This is a genomic window from Streptomyces sp. NPDC104581, from assembly GCF_055583685.1.
In genome coordinates this window covers 135420-151720 of record NZ_JBVJNN010000004.1, presented here as the reverse complement: position 1 = coordinate 151720, position 16301 = coordinate 135420, and the positions used below count along the sequence as shown (strand labels likewise).

Genomic DNA, 16301 nt, shown 5'->3' with positions numbered 1-16301 from the left:
GGCCGGACCGGGGAGCGGTCAGTCGGTGAACACCGTCACCTCGTCCCCCACCCGTACCGTGCCGGTGTTCTCGGGCACCAGCTTCTGCCCGAAGACCAGCTTGCCGTCGATCCTGCGGTGCCGGCTGAGCGTACGCAGCGGTTCCTTGCCGCGCCCCGCCGTCCGCTGGTCGGTCGTGGTGATCACACACCGTCCGCACGGCTTGGCGACCCGGAAGGCGACCTCGCCGACGGTGATCCGGCGCCACGCGTCCTCGGCCCACGGGGCGGTGCCCGCGACGACGAGATTCGGCCGGAAGCGGTCCATCGGCAGGGGGCCTTCGTCCGGGTGATCGCCCTGCGCTATAAGGGAGTTGAGGGCGTCGAGGGAGGAGAGGGCCACGACGAGCAGTGGATGGCTGTCGGCGAAGGCGACGGTGTCCCCGGGGCGGGAGTGGGCCGGATCGACCGGCCGGGCAATCGCCGGGTCGGTCATGTGGGCCAGCCGGACCGCCACCCCGAGGTGGCGGCTGAACCAGTCGCCCGCCCGCGCGTCGGCGAGTGACGCCTCGACCCTGGTCCCGAAGACGTTCACGATCACGCCGGGCCCGCCGGCGGGCGGCCCGGCCTCCGCCAGACGGACGCCGACACCCGCTCCCGGCGCGGCTGTTCGCGGTCCGTTCGTGAGCGGTCCGTCCGTTCGCGGTCCGTCCGGCCGCGGTCCGGCTGTTCGGGGTCCGGTGACGCGCCGGACGCCTCCTCGCGCTCCTGCTCCGGGGCGCGCCACCTCCAGCGGCTCCAGACCGGGCGCGTACAGCACGAGCCCGCCGTCCCGCCGCGGCTCGGCGCGGGCCAGCGCCAGCCGGGGCGACTGACGCTGTGTGACAGCGGTACCCGACTCGTCGATCAGCACCCACCGGCGGTCGCCCGCCAGCCCCCATGGCTCCACGACCGCGCTGTCCGCGGTGAAACCTCCCACCGACTTCACCGGGTGGACGCGCAGGGCGTGCAGGACTGGAGCGAACGGCTGAGGCATGTGTCCATCCTGCCAGGGAGCACCGGTGTCCCCGGTCCGCCCCGGCGCGCCGCCCGTTCAGGTCCTCCCGAATCGCCCGGTGTCAGTAACTCCGGCTCTGGTACGGGCGGTTGTACGGGTCGTCGTACTGCACCGGCGCGGGCGCCGGGCGCGGTGATGCGGGGCGCATCGCCTCGTACCCCGTCGCCGACCCAGGACGCTGCTGCTGCGGCGGGCGGGGCTGCTGGGGGCGCGGCTGCTGTTGCTGCTGCTGGGGCGGATAGGGCTGGGCGCCCTGATAGCCGCGAGGCGGCGCCTGCTGCGGAACGTAGGGCGCCGGGGCGTGCTGGAGCGGCACGTGGTGCTGCGCCGGCTGCGGCTGGTAGCCGCCGTAGGACGGAGTGGGCTGCGAAGGAGCCGCCGGAAGCGCGGGAAGCGCCGAAGGCAGCGCCGGCAGATAGCTGTTGCTCTGGTAGCTGCTGCCGGTGTCGTAGGCGGAAGGCACTCTGATCGGGGCGATCTGAGGTGTGCCCCGCTCCGCGACCAGGGAGTCGTAGATCGGGGTGTCCGGGAACGACGGGGCGGTGTGGTAACCGCCGCCGTAGGTGGCGCGGGGGGAGGTCATGGAACATAAGTTAAGCCCACGATGTGCCGGTTGGGGAGTCCGATAAGGGGGTTGTTTCCGGCGGTGTGGGCGACTTCGGATCCCCAATGCGAGCGAACTTGGGAAAATCGGTCGTACGGCGGCGTTGTGATCGTGTAAAGGGCAAGCTCCGGAAGGGTTACTCGTCGGTCCTCGGGGGCGCGGCGACTGTTTCAGCGATTAGGTTTGGCGTAACGAAAACTTTCGGTCACCCGACTCTCGATGGGGGCGAGCATGTCCATGCTTAAAGGAGCCAATGTTCCGGTGTCGGCACCGAGTGTGCGTGTCGAATTGGGGTGGCGTTCGGCGCCGGGGACACCGGATGTCGACGCCTCGGCTCTTCTGCTCAAGGCTGGAAAGGTCCGCTCGGACGCGGACTTCGTTTTCTACAACCAGCCGGCGCACGCCTCGGGCGCGGTCCGGTACGACGGAAAGGGCACAGGTCCCGGCACGGTGACGGACACCCTCTCTGTCGACTTGTCACGTGTGGAGGCCGAGATCGAGCGGATCGTCGTCGCCGCGTCGGCCGACGGCGGCAACTTCGGCCGGGTGCCCGGACTGTACGTACGCGTCCTCGACGCGGCGTCGGGCGCCGAGATCGCGCGCTACGACAGCCAGGACGCGACCGTCGAGACGGCGTTCGTGCTCGGTGAGCTCTACCGGCGCCAGGGCGCCTGGAAGTTCCGCTCGGTCGGCCAGGGCTACAGCAGCGGGCTGGAGGGCCTCGCCACGGACTTCGGCATCAGCGTCGACGAGCCGCAGCAGGCGGCGGCCCCGGTGCCGACGGCCCCCGCCCCGCCTGCCCCGGTCGCGGCCCCCGCCCCGCCCGTGCATACACCCCCCGCGCCGCCGGCCCCGCCCGCTCCCCCGGCCCCCGCTCCCGTACGGCTCACCAAGGTCACGCTCACCAAGGACGCCCCGTCCGTCTCGCTGTCCAAGCAGGGCGGCAACTCCGGTGAGATGCGCGTCAATCTGAGCTGGCAGGTGCGCAAGCAGTTCAAGGGCTGGGGCGCCAAGCTCGGCCGGGCCGTCGCCATGCACGGCGATCTCGACCTCGACCTGTGCGCGCTCTACGAACTGACCGACGGCCGCAAAGGCGTCGTCCAGGCACTCGGTAATGCCTTCGGGGCGCTTCACCAGCCGCCGTTCATCCATCTCGACGGCGACGACCGCACCGGTGGTTCGGCGAACGGCGAGAATCTCAGCATCAACCTCGACCACAAGAACCAACTGCGCCGCGTCGTCATCTTCGTCACCATCTACGAAGGGGCGCGCAGCTTCGCCGATCTCGACGCGACGGTCACACTCCAGCCGCGGAACGGGGCGGCGATCGACTTCTCGCTCGGCGAGTGCACGGTCCCCTCGACGGTCTGCGCGCTCGCATTGATCACCAATACCGGCTCCGATCTGCTGGTCCAGCGCGAAGCGCGTTTTCTCGTCCCCGAACGCGGCGTCAGCCCGCAGCGCACCATCGACTACGCGTACGGCTGGGGCATGAACTGGACACCCGGCCGGAAGTGATCCGGCCCCCCTCCGTCCCCGCTCACGACGGCCGGGCTCAACGCTCCGGCGCGGCCTGCGGACGGGCGTACGTACGCCCCTTCCAGGCCGCGCCGCGGCCCCGGTAGTGCCGCACGGCCGAGTCCACGGTCATCAGCAGGTAGAGCAGGGCGGTGAAGGGCAGCGGGGGAGCGAGCCAGAGCGACTGCCGGTAGTACCGCAGCACCGGTACGTACGTCCCCGTCATCACCGCCCATGCCCCGCCGCCCAGCAGCCCGGCCGGGGTGTCACCACCCGCCAGACCCGCGTACACCGCCACCGGCGGCGCCAGATAGACCACCGCGAGACCGGCCACGGTGCCGGCCAGCAGCAGCGGGTTGTGCAGGAGCTGGGCGTACGCGCTGCGCGCCACCATCCGCCACAGATCGGCCAGCCCCGGATACGGACGCACACTGTCCACCCGCTCCGCGAGCCCGAGCCAGATCCGGCCCCCGGCCCCCTGAACCGCGCGGGCCAGCGACACGTCGTCGATCACGGCCTGCCGGATGGAGTCGGGGATCCGGGCCCGCTCGGCCGCCGCGGTCCGCAGCAGTACGCACCCGCCGGCCGCCGCCGCCGTACGCGCGCCCGCCTTGTTGACCCGGCGGAACGGATACAGCTGCGAGAAGAAGTAGACGAAGGCGGGCACGATCAGCCGCTCCCACGCGGTCGCCACCCGCAGCCGGGCCATCAGGGAGACGAGGTCCAGACCGTTCGTCGTCGCGGCGGCCACCAACTCGCGCAGGCTGTCCGGCTCGTGGGCGATATCGGCGTCCGTGAGCAGGAGGTAGTCGGGCCGTCCCGCCCGCGCCCGCTCGATCCCATGACGCAGCGCCCACAGCTTCCCCGTCCAGCCCGGCGCCGGCCCGGGCGGCGAGAGAACCGTCAGCGGCAGCCCGCCCAGCCGGTCGGCCAGCTCCCTGGCCAGCGCGCCCGTACCGTCGGTGCTGGAGTCGTCCACGAGGAAGATCTCGGCGGGCCCCGGGTAGTCCTGCGCCAGCAGCGACGCCAGACTCACCGGCAGCATGTCCGCCTCGTCACGCGCGGGCACGACCAGCGCGACCGACGGCCACACCGGCGGAGCGGTGCGCGGCGGCAGCCGCTGATCCGTACGCCAGAAGAAACCCTGACCCAGCAACAGGAAGCCCCAGGCGGCCAGAGAGGCCGCGGCGATCCAGGCAATGGCGCTCATTCGCCGCAGTCTGCCCCAGATCGGCGGGACCGCAAGGCCCGTCGTCTAAGGTGACCGGGTGAAGATCGCGCTGATGGACTCCGGCATCGGGCTGCTGGCCGCCGCCGCCGCAATGCGCCGGCTCCGGCCGGACGCCGGTCTCGTACTCTCCTCCGACCCCGCCGGCATGCCGTGGGGACCGCGGACCCCCGAGGACGTCGTCACACGCGCGCTCACGGTGGCCCGCGCCGCCGCCGAGCACCGGCCCGACGCGCTGATCGTCGCGTGCAACACCGCCTCGGTGCACGCCCTGCCCGCGCTGCGCGCGGCCCTGGAGCCCGGTCTCCCCGTCATCGGCACGGTCCCCGCGATCAAGCCGGCGGCGACGGCGGGCCTGCCCCTCGCGATCTGGGCCACCCCGGCCACCACGGGCAGCCCCTACCAGCGCGATCTCATCCGTACCTTCGCCGCATCCGTCGATGTCACCGAAGTGCCGTGCCCCGGTCTCGCCGACGCCGTGGAGCGCGGCGACGAGGCGGCCATCGACACCGCCGTCGCCGCAGCGGCGCTGCGCACACCGAGCGAGGTGCGGACCGTCGTCCTGGGCTGCACCCACTACGAACTCGTCCGTGAACGGATCCGCGCGGCGCTTCGGCGGCCCGGCCGGGAGGAGGTCGCACTCCACGGCTCCGCCGAGGCCGTCGCCGCGCAGACGCTGCGGAGGCTCGGTCTCACGGCGGCGCCCACGGCCGGCGAGGAGCCCGGTGACCTCACCGTCCTGCTGAGCGGCCGCCCCTCCGCCCTGCCCGACCCGGCCCTGACCTACGCCGAGGGCCGTCTGCTCGCCGCCGTCACCCACGTGTACTAGGCGGTGTCTGACGAATGGCGCCGTCCGCCCGTAGGGCGGGGCTCGCGGCGGCTGGTGCGGTGCGTCGCGAGGCGGAGGATCGGACTCGTACCGGGCGTACTCGGCCGGGTCCGGCATCGCGGCGAGGTGCCGTACCAGGCGCCGCGGGACAGGCGGGATTTGTCAGACACGGCCTAAGGGCCTGTCGTCCGGATCAGGCCGGGCGGGCCGCGGTGGGCGTGCGTGCCGGGGCACGCGAGCCCGGCAAGATCCACATGAGGGGCCCTGGCGCCCGGCGCCCGCCGCCGAAGGCGTTCGGGCGCCGGGCGGGGGCGGCGATCTGTTGCCGGAGTCACGCATTCCGGAGTCCGTCGAGGCGGTGCCCGCCGGGCGGATCGTGAGTACGCTGCACCCATGACGGAGCACCCCCGGCGAGGGGGGCCTGGCACAGAGCCCCTCCCCGAAACCTGGACCGGCCGAGCGACCAACCGTTTTCAGTGGCTGTTCGCCGTCGTGGGCGTGGCCTGCCTCGCGCTCGGGATCGAGCTGGCGATCCAATCCTCCTGGGCGACCGGCGTCGTCGCGCTGGCCGCCTCGGTGGTCGGCTGTGTGGCCGCCGGACTGCTGATCCTCTTCGGCACGCTGGCCTTCGTACACGTACACGTCAAGGTTGATCACGAGCATCTGGAAGTGCGCTGCGGGCACGTCGGACTGCCGCGCCGCCGTATCCCGCTCGCCCAGGTGACGGGCGCGGACTTCGCCCCCAGCGTCACGCCCCGCCAGTGGGGCGGCTGGGGCTACCGCTGGCGGCCCGAGCAGGGCACGGCCGTGGTGGTACGGCGCGGCGAGGGTGTCGTGCTCCGCCTCGGCGACGGCAGGACGTTCACGGTGACGGTCGACGACGCCGAGGCCGCGGTCGGCGTCATCCGCGACCGGCTCCGCACGGCGGCCACCGGAAAGGTACGCCTGGCCAAACAGGGCCTCGGCCCGGCCGGGGTCTGAGGCCCCGAAGGGCCCTCCCCGGGGGTGTCCGCGCAGTGGCGCCGTCCGCCCGCGGGGTGGGGCCCGCGGCGTCCGGCGCGGTGCGTCGGAAGGCGGAGGACCCGGCCTCGTACCGGGCCGGCGCACCCGGTCGGCTCGCGACGGTGCGAGGGGGCGACTCCGTCCTCCTCGGGGCCACGGGGGAGGGGCGCCGCACCGGGCGCCGCGCGTCTCGCGCGAGAACGACGCGGCGGGAGCGGCGCGGACCTCTCCGGGAACGTCTCCATGCCCCGGCCGGGCTGCTGCCTTCCGATGGCGCCACCGTAGACTCCGCCGGGTGAGCACCACCATCACCCCCGTCGAACCCACCGAGCCCGCTCCCGTCCCCGGCGGCGGGCGATGGCCGCGCCGGTTCGTACGGCCCGGCGCCGCGGCACTGTCCGGGCTGCTGCTCTTCGCGAGCTTCCCGCCCCGTCCGCTCTGGTGGCTGGCGCTGCCCGGATTCGCCCTGCTCGGCTGGACCCTGCGGGGCCGGCGCCCGCGCGCCGGATTCGGTCTCGGCTTCCTCGCCGGCCTCGGCTTCCTGCTGCCGCTGCTGAAGTGGACGGGCGAGGAGGTCGGTCCGCTGCCGTGGGTCGCGCTCGCGGCCGTGTCCGCGCTGTTCATCGGCGCCGTCGGGGCGGGGATCGCGGTCGTGTCCCGGCTGCCCGCCTGGCCGGTGTTCGCCGCCGCCGTCTGGATCCTGGGCGAGGCCGCGCGCGCCCGGGTGCCGTTCGGCGGCTTCCCGTGGGGCAAGATCGCCTTCGGCCAGGCGGACGGCATGTTCCTGCCGCTCGCGGCGGTGGGCGGCACCCCGGTGCTGGGCTTCGCCGTCGTGCTGTGCGGCTTCGGTCTGTACGAAGCCGTCCGGCTGGTCCTCGCGCACCGCGCCGCCGCCCCCGCACGCGCCGCCGACGCGGACCCCGCGCCGGCCACCGGCGCCGACCGCCCGGCCGGGGGCAGGCCGCGGCCGGTTCCACGCGCCGCCGTGGCCGTCGCCGCGCTCTCGGTGCTCGTCCCCGTCGGGGGCGCCCTCGCCGCGCTGCCCCTCGTGGACGACTCCGCCGAGGACGGCACCGCGACCGTCGCGGCCATCCAGGGCAACGTCCCCCGTCTGGGGCTCGACTTCAACGCCCAGCGCCGCCAGGTGCTCGACAACCACGCCCATCGCACCGAACAGCTCGCCGCCGACGTCAAGGCCGGCAAGGAGCCGAAGCCGGACTTCGTCCTGTGGCCCGAGAACTCCTCGGACCTCGACCCCTACCGCAACGGCGACGCCCGCCTCGTCATCGACGACGCGGTCAAGGCGATCGGCGTCCCGACGGTGATCGGCTCCGTGCTCTCGCCCGACACCGGCAAACTGCGCAACTCGCTGATCAAGTGGGACCCCGAACGCGGGCCCGTCGCGACGTACGACAAGCGGCACGTCCAGCCGTTCGGCGAGTACATCCCGATGCGTTCCTTCGTACGGATCTTCAGCTCCGACGTCGACCGGGTCCGCCGCGACTTCGGGCCCGGCGACAAGGTCGGCGTGTTCGACCTGGCGGGTACCAGGGTCGGTCTCGCCACCTGCTACGAGGCCGCCTTCGACTGGGCGGTGCGCGACACCGTCACCCACGGGGCGCGGCTCATCACCGTACCGAGCAACAACGCCACGTTCGGCCGCAGTGAGATGACCTACCAGCAGCTCGCGATGTCCCGCGTACGGGCCGTCGAGCACAGCCGGGCCGTCGTCGTCCCCGTCACCAGCGGCGTCAGCGCGATGATCATGCCCGACGGCGAAGTCGTCGACGAGTCGGAGATGTTCACCCCGGACGCCCTGGTCCGTGAGATGCCGCTGCGCTCCTCGCGGACGCCCGCCACCACGATGGGCACACTTCCCGAGGCCCTGCTGGTCGCGATCGCCGCCGGCGGTCTCGGCTGGGTGGGCGCGCGCACCGTACGCGCCCGCCGCCGGTCCGCTTCCGGCGACGTGAGCTGATCCCGGCGCATAGGGTCGTGGCATGGGAACGCCAGACTTCATCCGCGAGATCCGTGCCACCGCCGGACACCAGTTGCTGCTCCTGCCGGGCATCAGCGCGGTCGTCCTCGACGACGACGGCCGGGTGCTGCTGGGCAGGCGCGCCGACACCGGCGACTGGTCGATCATCGGCGGGATCCCGGAGCCGGGGGAGCAGCCCGCCGTGACGGCGGAGCGCGAGGTGTACGAGGAGACCGCCGTGCGCTGCGTGGCGGAGCGGATCGTGCTCGTCCAGGCGCTGCCGCGGCCGGTCACCTACCCCAACGGGGACCGGTGCCAGTACCTGGACGTCACGGTGCGCTGCCGCGCGACCGGCGGGGAGGCCAGGGTCAACGACGACGAGTCCCTGGAGGTCGGCTGGTTCTCCGTGGACGCCCTGCCCGAGCTGCGGGAGTTCGCCCGGTTCCGGATCAAGCAGTCACTCGCGGACGAACCCACCTGGTTCGACCGGGGCACGGGCACCGTCTGACGGATTCCGCACGGCCGCGACCACGCCCCCGTGTCTCACTGGAGCGCGTGGACCGCCGCCGTGAAGAGCGCCGGGAGCCGGGCCGCCGCGGGCACGATCAGGCGGGCCGCACGGGGACTGCGGGTGACGCCCAACAGGCCCTCGGTGAGCATCCGGTGACGTCTCGTCAGCTTGGCCCAGGCCGCCGGATACGACTCCGGACGTGCCGCGGCCACCGCGCGCACCGCCGCCCCCGCCGTGGACAGGGCCAGGGCGACGCCCTCCCCGGTCAGCGCGTCCACGTACCCGGCGGCGTCGCCGACCAGCAGCACCCGGCCGGCCAGCGGACGGCTCACCCGCTGCCGCAACGGGCCCGCGCCCCGTACCGCGCTTCCCGCGCTCGCGCCCAGCAGCGGCGCCAACTCCGCGAAACGCGAAAGGTGTTCGGCGTAACCGCACCGTTCGCGGCTCAGCACGGCGACGCCCACGAGAGCGTCCCCCACCGGCGTCACATACGCCTCACCGTGTCGCGACCAGTGGACCTCCACGAAGTCCGACCAGGGCGCGACCCGGAAGTGCCGGCGCAGACCGTAGCGGGCCGGCGCGCGGTCCGGCAGGTCCAGACCGAGGGACCGGCGGATCGGCGAGTGCAGCCCGTCGGCGGCGATCAGCCAGCGGGCGGTCCTGCCCCCGGCGACGACCCGGTCGGCGCCCTGCCGCACCTCACCGACCTTGCCCCGGACCGTCTCCACCCCGAGCGCGTCCGCCCGTCGCCGCAGCGCGGCGTGCAGCTCCGTACGGCGGACTCCGAGACCCGTACCGCCCCGGAACCCGGCCTCGGCGTCGCGCGCACCGTCCCGGTAGCGGATGCCGCGCAGTACGCGCCCCGGTACCTCGACGCCCAGCGCGCCCAGTGCCGCCACGCCACCGGGCATGATGCCCTCCCCGCACGCCTTGTCGACCGGCGCATTGCGCGGCTCCACCACCACCGCCCGCAGTCCCGCCAGCGCGGCGTGGATCCCGGCGGCGAGTCCGGCGGGGCCGCCACCGGCGATCAGTACGTCGATCACGCGGGCGAGCCGGCCGTCGCGTCGGTCGTGGTGTCAGCCGCCGCGCCGGACGCCGTACCGGCGGGCGTGACGGCGGGGGCGGCGGCGAGAGCCGCGTTCTCGCAGCGGATCCTTACCGCCATGAGCACGGCGTTGAGCCCGGTGAAGACCACCGCCGTCATCCATGCCCCGTGCACCAGCGGCAGCGCCAGGCCCTCCGCGGCGACGGCGACGTAGTTCGGGTGGCGCAGCAGCCGGTAGGGCCCGCCGGACACCAGAGGCAGGCCGGGTACGGTGATCACGCGGGTGTTCCAGCGCCGCCCGAGGGTCCCGACGCACCACCAGCGCAGCCCCTGCGCCGCGATGACGACACCCACCGCCGTCCAGCCCAGGACGGGCACGAACTCCCGCCCCGCCAGGGCCGTTTCGCAGAGCGCGCCGCCGAGCAGAGCGGTGTGCAGCGCCACCATCGCCGGGTAGTGCCCGCGCCCGCTCTCCGTACCGCCGCGCTCCAGACTCCACCGGGCATTGCGCCGGGCGACGACGAGTTCGGCGACCCGCTCACCCGCGACAGCCAGTACCAGGACCGTGTACCACCACATGTCGCTCTCCCACTCACCAGCGAATCAGCACGAGTTCGCAGCAGAAACCGGGGCCCATCGCCATCATCAGGCCGGGACTGCCCGGCTCCGGGGCGGACCGGGCGACGGTGTCCCGCAGGATGTGCAGGACCGATGACGACGACAGGTTCCCCACCTCGGACAGCGAGCGCCAGGAGACGTCGAGGGCCCCCTCGGGCAGGGCGAGCGCCTCGCCCACGGCCTCCAGCACCTTCGGGCCGCCCGGGTGGCAGACCCACCCCGTGATGTCGTCGGGCGTCAGCCCGTGCTCGGCGAGGAACGCGCGTACGTCGTCGGCGAGGAAGCGCCGGACGAGGCCGGGCACCGACGGATCGAGGACGACCCGGAAGCCGGAACCCGTGATGGACCAGCCCATGACATGGCCGGTGTCCGGATACATCCTGCTGCGCGTGGCGACGACCGAGGGACCGCCCACCGCGCGAGCCCCGCTGCCCGGCGTGCCCGGTGCCCCCGGCCCGCCCGGCGTGCCTCGTAGCGCGGCGAAACGCTCGCCCACCGCCACCAGGGCGGCGGCCCCGTCCCCGAACAGCCCGCTCGCCACCATGTTCGCCATCGACGCGTCGTCGCGCTGGAAGGTGAGCGAGCACAGTTCGACCGACAGCAGCACCGCCACCTGTTCGGGCCAGCCGCGCAGATAGTCGTGCAGCCGGGCGAGGCCCGCCGCGCCCGCGACACAGCCCAGACCGAAGACCGGCACCCGTTTCACATCCGGACGCAGCCCGAGCCGGCCCACCAGGCGCGCGTCCACGGAAGGGGCCGCCACACCGGTGACGGAGGTGAACAGCAGCAGATCCACGTCCTCCGGCCGCAGTCCCGCACCGCGGAGCGCCCCGCGCACCGCGTCGGCCCCCAGCTCACCCGCGACCTCGATGAAGACGTCGTTGGCGGTGCCGAATCCGTCGATCTTGGCGTAGTCGTCCAGCGGCAGGGTCATGTGGCGCGAGCGGACCCCCGCGCTCTCGTGCAGCCGGTCCAGGGCCCGCCGGTCCGACCCGGCCGGCAGACAGGTGCGCGCCACCATGTCGGTGATCTCGGCCTGGGTGTGGCGGTACGGAGCCAGGACGCCCCGCACGGCGGCGATCCGGGTCATCGATTCCAGCCTGGTGATGTCATAACCGGCCCAACACCCCCGGGACGGAGTGGGACACCGTATGTCCCCCGTCCGGCTGCCACGCCGACGGAGCCGGCGCGCCTACGATCGGCGCGTGGACGCCGAAGTGGATCAGGGGACGAGGACGCGCGGGGCCGGGGCAGCGGCGGCCCGCCCGGTCCCGCAACGCGGCCCGCGCCCGGGAACGCTCGCGAGGGCGTTGGCACTGTCGTGCCACCCCGGGCCGGTGGTCGCCGTCACCACCCTCACCCTCGCGCTCGCCGTCGGCGCGGGCCACGGAGCGGGCCGTTGTCTGCTGCTCACCGCCGCCGTGCTCACCGGTCAGCTCTCCGTGGGCTGGTGCAACGACGCCCACGACGCCCGTCGTGACCTCGCCACCGGCCGTCGCGACAAGCCCGTGGCCGCCGGGGCGGTCGGTGAGGGGACGGTATGGGCCGGGGCGCTGGGCGCGCTCGCGCTCTGCGTACCCCTCTCGCTCGCCTGCGGGCTGCTCGCCGGTACCGCGCACCTGGTCGCGGTCGCCGCCGCGTGGGCCTACAACCTGCGACTGAAGGCCACGGCGCTGTCCTGGCTGCCGTACGCGATCGGATTCGCGAGCCTGCCCGCGCTCGTCTCACTGAGTCTGCCGGGCGGCCCCTGGCCGGCCTGGTGGGCCGCGGGCGCCGGCGCGCTGCTCGGTGCGGGGGCCCACCTCGCTGACGTCCTGCCCGACATCCGGGCCGACCTCGCGACCGGTGTACGGGGACTCCCGCACCGGCTCGGCCCCACCGGGACCCGGCTGCTGCTCCCCGTCCCGCTGGTCGCGGCGTCGGTGGTGCTGACGCTGGGCCCGCCGGGCCCTCCCGGCGCGATCGCCGTACTCGTCCCGCCGGCCGCGGGGGCGATCGCCCTCATGGGGCTGGTGCTGGGCCGCCGCCACGAGAAGGCGCCCTTCGCCGGCGCGGTGGCCGTGGCGGCGCTGGACGTGGGACTGCTCACGACGCTCGGCATCGGCGTCAGCTGAGCCCGCGTTCCCGGCGCCCGTGTTCCCCGAGCCCCCGGTGCGAAGCCCGAACCCCGGGCCCAGGGCCCTCGTCGTCCCTCAGCCGTCGTCCCGGCCGCCGTCGCAGCCCTGCTGTCCGGACCGCCCGCGCTCGCCGTCCGAACCGGCGCCCTGACCGGGGACGTCGTTGTCGGCGCGCCCCCGGTGGCGTCCGCCTCCGCCGCCGCTCTGCCCGCGCTCGGCCGGCCCGCACTCGCGCGGGCCGGCATGCCGCCCGCGGCTTTTCCCCGAGGGCTCCACGGACTCCGCCGACCCCGCCGACCCCGTCGGACCCGTCGGACCCGTCGAACTGATCGTGTTCCGGCGTACGGGGGCCGAGCCGGCCGGCGGGGCGGCCGTCCGGCCCTCGCCCACGACCGGCAGGGACTTGGGGCTGTCCGGCGCGGTGTCGGTCGACCAGTTCTGGAGCGTGGACTCGTCGCGGATCTTCGACACGACGGACGTGCCCGCCGTGGGGGTCGTGGGCACGACGGCCAGCGAGTCGTCCCACCGGGGGATCACATGCCCCTGGACCGTCAGGTCGTAGCGCACGTCGGCCGCGTTCGGGGCGGCGGAATCGGTGCACGGCCACAGCACCAGGGAGCCGTCCAGCGTATGGGAGTTGAGGCAGAGTTCGCTCTCCGCCCCGTTGCGCAGCAGCCCGTCCTCCTCGTAGAGCCACTGCTGGGTCTGCGCGGACGACGAGCAGATCGCCAGCGTCGCCTCGGACCCGGCTCGGGGGCGGGTGTCCCGCAGATCGAGGCAGAGATCGGCGTCCGCGCTGCGCAGCGCCGTGCGCAGGGCACCGGGCGGGGTTTCCGCGGCGCCGGTCGGCGGCTTCTGGCCGGGGCCCGAGACGCCCTGCGAACCGTGACCGGGGGACATGGCGCCGCTCTCCGAGCCGATGGGCGCGGCCGGGCCCATCGCCTCGCCGCCACCGTCGTCGGCGGTGAGACCGGAGACGGTCACGGCGAGCAGACCGACCGTCATGAGCCCGAGGCCACTGAGCAGTACGGTCCTCGGTCTGCCGGGGGTGGTCAGCACGCGCCTGCCGACGACCGTGACGCGGGGCAGTACGCGCGGGCGTCCGCCCAGCGAGTGGCGTCCGCCGCGGCGCGCTCCCGCGCCTCCCGCCGGCGCGGCGCCCCGCCGGCCCGGCCGGGAGTCGAGGTAGCGCCCGGCGTGCGGACCGAGGAGCGCCTCGGCGAGCAGTACGGCCGCCCGCCCCTCGGTGTGGACGAACTGCTCGGTGGCGTAACCGCAGTGGTCGCAGACCGCCAGATGCCGCTGGATGTCCGGGAGCAGAGCACCGCCACGGCGCAGTGACACGTCGAGCAGCCGGTTGTAGTGGCGGCATTCCCTGTCCGGCGCGAGTTGGACATGGGCGCGTACACAACCGGACCGGAAGAGGTCATGCGCGTGGCGCAGTTCGGCGAGCGCGCTCTCCGGGTCGATGCCGAGCAGACCGGCCGGTACGGATATGGGCTCCGCCTCCACCTCGGTGTGCCAGAGCAGGCAGCGCGCGGACGCGGGCATGGCCCGGAAGGCGTGAAGGGCCAGGCGCCGGTTCTCCGGAGGTTCCGTCTCCTCGGTGCCGCCCGGCGCCGGGGCCCCGGGCTGTCCGTGGTGTTCCCACACGTTGCCGGCCCGCTGTCCCCCGGCGGCCCAGACGGCGGCCGTACGACGCGCGGCCATGAGGAACTGGGGCCGCAGGGCCGGGGCGGGGCCGGGGCGGCGCAGGGCGTCCAGGACCTCGCCGAAGGCGGCTGTGGCGAGGGTGGCGGCGGCGTCGGCCGACGGGGAGCGGATCTCTGCGTAGTCGAGGAGGGCCTGCCAGTGCCGGGCGAGCAACAGCGCGGTGGCGTGGTCCTCTTCGTCGCTGTCGCCGGTCCTCAGCGCGGCGACGAGTTCCGCGTCCGGGCCTTCGGAGCGGTGTTCCGGCGGACCGGCCGGAGGGAGCGAGGTGGATCTGGACGTACGAGGATCCTGCACAGAGGTCCTGCCTTCCAGGGCACTGAGTGGGGGGTGTCCAGTCCCTTGACGCGTGTGTGGCGGCAGTGTTCTTCGGCCGACCGAGAGAATGGGGGTCCGATTCGTGCGTACCTGCTGGACCGTGTGGCGCCTCCAGGAGAGCGACCCGTGTGCGGAGGGCGGCGGTGAGCGGTCGACAGCGACGGCCACCGGGCATGTCCGGGCGCTCGGCTGTCGCCGAATCGAACGGCTGGGCACTGTCGGCATTGCCGCCGACTGAGCGCGTTCACCATTGCACAGCCCCTACGAGTGAAACAAGGGATCTCCAACCGCAGCTGTTCCACGGGCCGTTGAGGGCCGGACCGGGCAACGATCGGTACCGTCGCGATCCCGTTCCGGTTCGGGGAAATACCGCGGGTAACTGGCGAACGGGGTCGCCGAGACAGCCCGCGAGGGCCCGTGAGACCGCTCGATCTTCGCAGTCGCATCGCATCGGCGACTCTACGGCCGACGGCGGGTCCCGGTCGACCCGGGACCGCCTTGCCGACGCCCCGGACGCCCGGTCCGCCTCCGGCCCCCGACGGCTCCGGGTCCTCAGACGGGTGGCGGTGAGGCGAGCCAGTCGGCCACGGCCTCGGCGATCGGCTGCCGGGTCTCCAGCTCCACGAAGCCGAACTGGCCACCCTGGTTGCATTCGAGAAACCACCAGGTGCCGTCGGCGTCCTCGGCGAAGTCGAACGCCCCGTAGGCGAGGCGGGCGACGCGCAGATAGCCGTAGACGGCGCGGGTGATGCGTTCGGGCACCTGGACGGGTTCCCATCGGTGGCCGGTCTCGCCGTACCGGCCGTCCACCTGGTCGGGGGCCGCCGCCTTGCGGGCGGCGAACAACCGGTGCCCCACACAGGTGAGCCGGATGTCGGCCCGTTTGGATATGTAGCGCTGGAGCAGGGTCGGGCCGGCGGCCACCGACTCGAAGTCGGCGCCGGCGCTCACCCGGGTGGTCGGCAGGGAGACCGGCGGATCACCGGGAGGCGGGCCGGTGATCGACTTGACCACGATGTCCCGGTGTTCCGCCGCGAACAGCCGCGCGATGCGCGGGAAGGTGGTGACGAGGGTCGGTGGTACGGCGAACCCGCTCTGGTGCGCGACCCTCAACTGCCAGGGCTTGAGCCGCGCCTGCGCCGCCGCCTGCGGATGGTTCATCCAGCGCGCCGTCGTGGAGTACAGCATGCCGAAGAACGCGTGCGCGGACTCGGCGGTGAGCCACGCCGAGGGGGTGGGCGCGTGGGCCGCGCTCGCGCCCGGCCGCCGCACCCAGATCGAGCGCAGCCCGTCCATGCTCAACAGGCGTCCGCCCGCGGACAGATGGCCGCGGAAGTCGCCGCTGACGTACTCGGCGGACATCGACGCCTCGCCCGGCAGATCGGCGGGGTCGAAGCGCACCAGCGGCGTGCCGCGCCCGTGCAGCTCGGCCACGACCATGTCCGCGGTGACGTCCTGCTCGGCGGTCAGGATCAGCACAGTCATCGGGTAACCGGGGTCAGTCGTCGAAGTGCGTCTTGGAGCCGGCCGTCGAGGTCGTCGACCCGGCGGCCAGCAGCAGTGCGCGATCGGCTATCGCGGGACGCCCGTCCGGCAGGACGTTCAGCTGGAGCGTGGAGTCGTAGGTGAAAGGTCCGACGACCGGTGAGCTCTCCGCCGGGAAAGCGTAGTTCAGCGCGAACGGTCGCATGATTCTCCTCCACTGCCCCACGAGTGTGTTTCAGTCACAGAGGTAACAATACGTGGCGAAGATGTAATGGTCTCAGCACGGAAAGTCATAAATGA

15 protein-coding genes are annotated in these 16301 nt (G+C 73.6%); 6 read left to right on the top strand and 9 right to left on the bottom strand.

Translation table 11 applies throughout. The features are described from left to right. Positions 1 to 18: 18 nt before the first annotated feature. Positions 19 to 1014, bottom strand: coding sequence for an MOSC domain-containing protein (locus tag ACZ61E_RS05515; RefSeq protein ID WP_469697759.1), 996 nt, complete (start codon positions 1012 to 1014; stop codon positions 19 to 21). 82 nt (positions 1015 to 1096) lie between these two features. Further along, the gene (locus ACZ61E_RS05510; RefSeq protein ID WP_469697757.1) at positions 1097 to 1618 is read right to left on the bottom strand and encodes a DUF6643 family protein; all 522 of its coding nucleotides are present in this window, start codon (positions 1616 to 1618) and stop codon (positions 1097 to 1099) included. Positions 1619 to 1858: 240 nt separating this feature from the next. Between ACZ61E_RS05510 and ACZ61E_RS05505 the strand changes: the two genes are divergently transcribed. Then, positions 1859 to 3157 carry a TerD family protein gene (locus tag ACZ61E_RS05505; RefSeq protein ID WP_469697755.1) on the top strand — a complete coding sequence of 433 codons (1299 nt, stop codon included), beginning with the start codon at positions 1859 to 1861 and terminating at the stop codon, positions 3155 to 3157. Between the two features lie 37 nt (positions 3158 to 3194). Here the strand turns inward: ACZ61E_RS05505 and ACZ61E_RS05500 are convergent, their stop codons facing one another. Continuing rightward, positions 3195 to 4367 (bottom strand): glycosyltransferase, encoded by a 1173-nt coding sequence (locus ACZ61E_RS05500; protein WP_469697753.1) that lies wholly within the window; start codon positions 4365 to 4367, stop codon positions 3195 to 3197. A gap of 58 nt (positions 4368 to 4425) precedes the next feature. On the opposite strand from ACZ61E_RS05500, the gene ACZ61E_RS05495 reads away from it, so the two are divergent. The 4 genes from ACZ61E_RS05495 to ACZ61E_RS05480 all read left to right on the top strand — a co-directional run bounded on the left by ACZ61E_RS05495 (position 4426) and on the right by ACZ61E_RS05480 (position 8702). Then, on the top strand, positions 4426 to 5214 hold the full coding sequence (locus ACZ61E_RS05495; RefSeq protein ID WP_469697751.1) for a glutamate racemase: 789 nt from the start codon (positions 4426 to 4428) through the stop codon (positions 5212 to 5214). A gap of 393 nt (positions 5215 to 5607) precedes the next feature. After that, positions 5608 to 6195: a hypothetical protein gene (locus tag ACZ61E_RS05490; protein ID WP_469697749.1), complete on the top strand. Its 588-nt coding sequence runs from the start codon at positions 5608 to 5610 to the stop codon at positions 6193 to 6195. A 316-nt stretch (positions 6196 to 6511) separates the two neighbouring features. Next, complete coding sequence (gene lnt, locus ACZ61E_RS05485) at positions 6512 to 8194, top strand: apolipoprotein N-acyltransferase (protein ID WP_469697747.1); 1683 nt, start codon at positions 6512 to 6514, stop codon at positions 8192 to 8194. Positions 8195 to 8216: 22 nt separating this feature from the next. Next, positions 8217 to 8702, top strand: a complete 486-nt coding sequence (locus tag ACZ61E_RS05480) for an NUDIX hydrolase (protein ID WP_469697745.1) — start codon at positions 8217 to 8219, stop codon at positions 8700 to 8702. Between the two features lie 35 nt (positions 8703 to 8737). Here the strand turns inward: ACZ61E_RS05480 and ACZ61E_RS05475 are convergent, their stop codons facing one another. The 3 genes from ACZ61E_RS05475 to ACZ61E_RS05465 are packed head-to-tail and all read right to left on the bottom strand — an operon-like array spanning position 8738 to position 11461. Then, positions 8738 to 9751 (bottom strand): NAD(P)/FAD-dependent oxidoreductase, encoded by a 1014-nt coding sequence (locus ACZ61E_RS05475; RefSeq protein WP_469697743.1) that lies wholly within the window; start codon positions 9749 to 9751, stop codon positions 8738 to 8740. After that, positions 9748 to 10332 (bottom strand): isoprenylcysteine carboxyl methyltransferase family protein, encoded by a 585-nt coding sequence (locus tag ACZ61E_RS05470; RefSeq protein ID WP_469697741.1) that lies wholly within the window; start codon positions 10330 to 10332, stop codon positions 9748 to 9750. The genes ACZ61E_RS05475 and ACZ61E_RS05470 overlap by 4 nt, the downstream gene beginning before the upstream one ends. A gap of 13 nt (positions 10333 to 10345) precedes the next feature. Then, positions 10346 to 11461 (bottom strand): type III polyketide synthase, encoded by a 1116-nt coding sequence (locus tag ACZ61E_RS05465; protein ID WP_469697739.1) that lies wholly within the window; start codon positions 11459 to 11461, stop codon positions 10346 to 10348. A gap of 247 nt (positions 11462 to 11708) precedes the next feature. Here ACZ61E_RS05465 and ACZ61E_RS05460 point away from each other — a divergent pair, with 247 nt between their 5' ends. Then, a complete protein-coding gene (locus tag ACZ61E_RS05460; protein ID WP_469697737.1) occupies positions 11709 to 12485 on the top strand; it encodes a UbiA family prenyltransferase in 777 nt (258 codons plus the stop codon). A gap of 78 nt (positions 12486 to 12563) precedes the next feature. On the opposite strand, the gene ACZ61E_RS05455 is transcribed toward ACZ61E_RS05460, so the two are convergent. The 3 genes from ACZ61E_RS05455 to tgmA form a co-directional block, all read right to left on the bottom strand. Then, on the bottom strand, positions 12564 to 14495 hold the full coding sequence (locus ACZ61E_RS05455) for an RICIN domain-containing protein (protein WP_469697735.1): 1932 nt from the start codon (positions 14493 to 14495) through the stop codon (positions 12564 to 12566). Between the two features lie 573 nt (positions 14496 to 15068). Then, on the bottom strand, positions 15069 to 16001 hold the full coding sequence (gene tgmB, locus ACZ61E_RS05450; protein ID WP_469697733.1) for an ATP-grasp ribosomal peptide maturase: 933 nt from the start codon (positions 15999 to 16001) through the stop codon (positions 15069 to 15071). A gap of 13 nt (positions 16002 to 16014) precedes the next feature. Continuing rightward, positions 16015 to 16206, bottom strand: a complete 192-nt coding sequence (gene tgmA, locus ACZ61E_RS05445) for a putative ATP-grasp-modified RiPP (protein WP_078078718.1) — start codon at positions 16204 to 16206, stop codon at positions 16015 to 16017. Positions 16207 to 16301 lie beyond the last annotated feature (95 nt).

Bases quoted from the DNA above. Each gene is read 5' to 3' on its own strand.
- ACZ61E_RS05515 (WP_469697759.1), bottom strand. From the start codon at position 1,014: ATGCCTCAGCCGTTCGCTCCAGTCCTGCACGCCCTGCGCGTCCACCCG.
- ACZ61E_RS05510 (WP_469697757.1), bottom strand. From the start codon at position 1,618: ATGACCTCCCCCCGCGCCACCTACGGCGGCGGTTACCACACCGCCCCG.
- ACZ61E_RS05505 (WP_469697755.1), top strand. From the start codon at position 1,859: ATGGGGGCGAGCATGTCCATGCTTAAAGGAGCCAATGTTCCGGTGTCG.
- ACZ61E_RS05500 (WP_469697753.1), bottom strand. From the start codon at position 4,367: ATGAGCGCCATTGCCTGGATCGCCGCGGCCTCTCTGGCCGCCTGGGGC.
- ACZ61E_RS05490 (WP_469697749.1), top strand. From the start codon at position 5,608: ATGACGGAGCACCCCCGGCGAGGGGGGCCTGGCACAGAGCCCCTCCCC.
- ACZ61E_RS05480 (WP_469697745.1), top strand. From the start codon at position 8,217: ATGGGAACGCCAGACTTCATCCGCGAGATCCGTGCCACCGCCGGACAC.
- ACZ61E_RS05470 (WP_469697741.1), bottom strand. From the start codon at position 10,332: ATGTGGTGGTACACGGTCCTGGTACTGGCTGTCGCGGGTGAGCGGGTC.
- ACZ61E_RS05465 (WP_469697739.1), bottom strand. From the start codon at position 11,461: ATGACCCGGATCGCCGCCGTGCGGGGCGTCCTGGCTCCGTACCGCCAC.
- tgmB (WP_469697733.1), bottom strand. From the start codon at position 16,001: ATGACTGTGCTGATCCTGACCGCCGAGCAGGACGTCACCGCGGACATG.
- tgmA (WP_078078718.1), bottom strand. From the start codon at position 16,206: ATGCGACCGTTCGCGCTGAACTACGCTTTCCCGGCGGAGAGCTCACCG.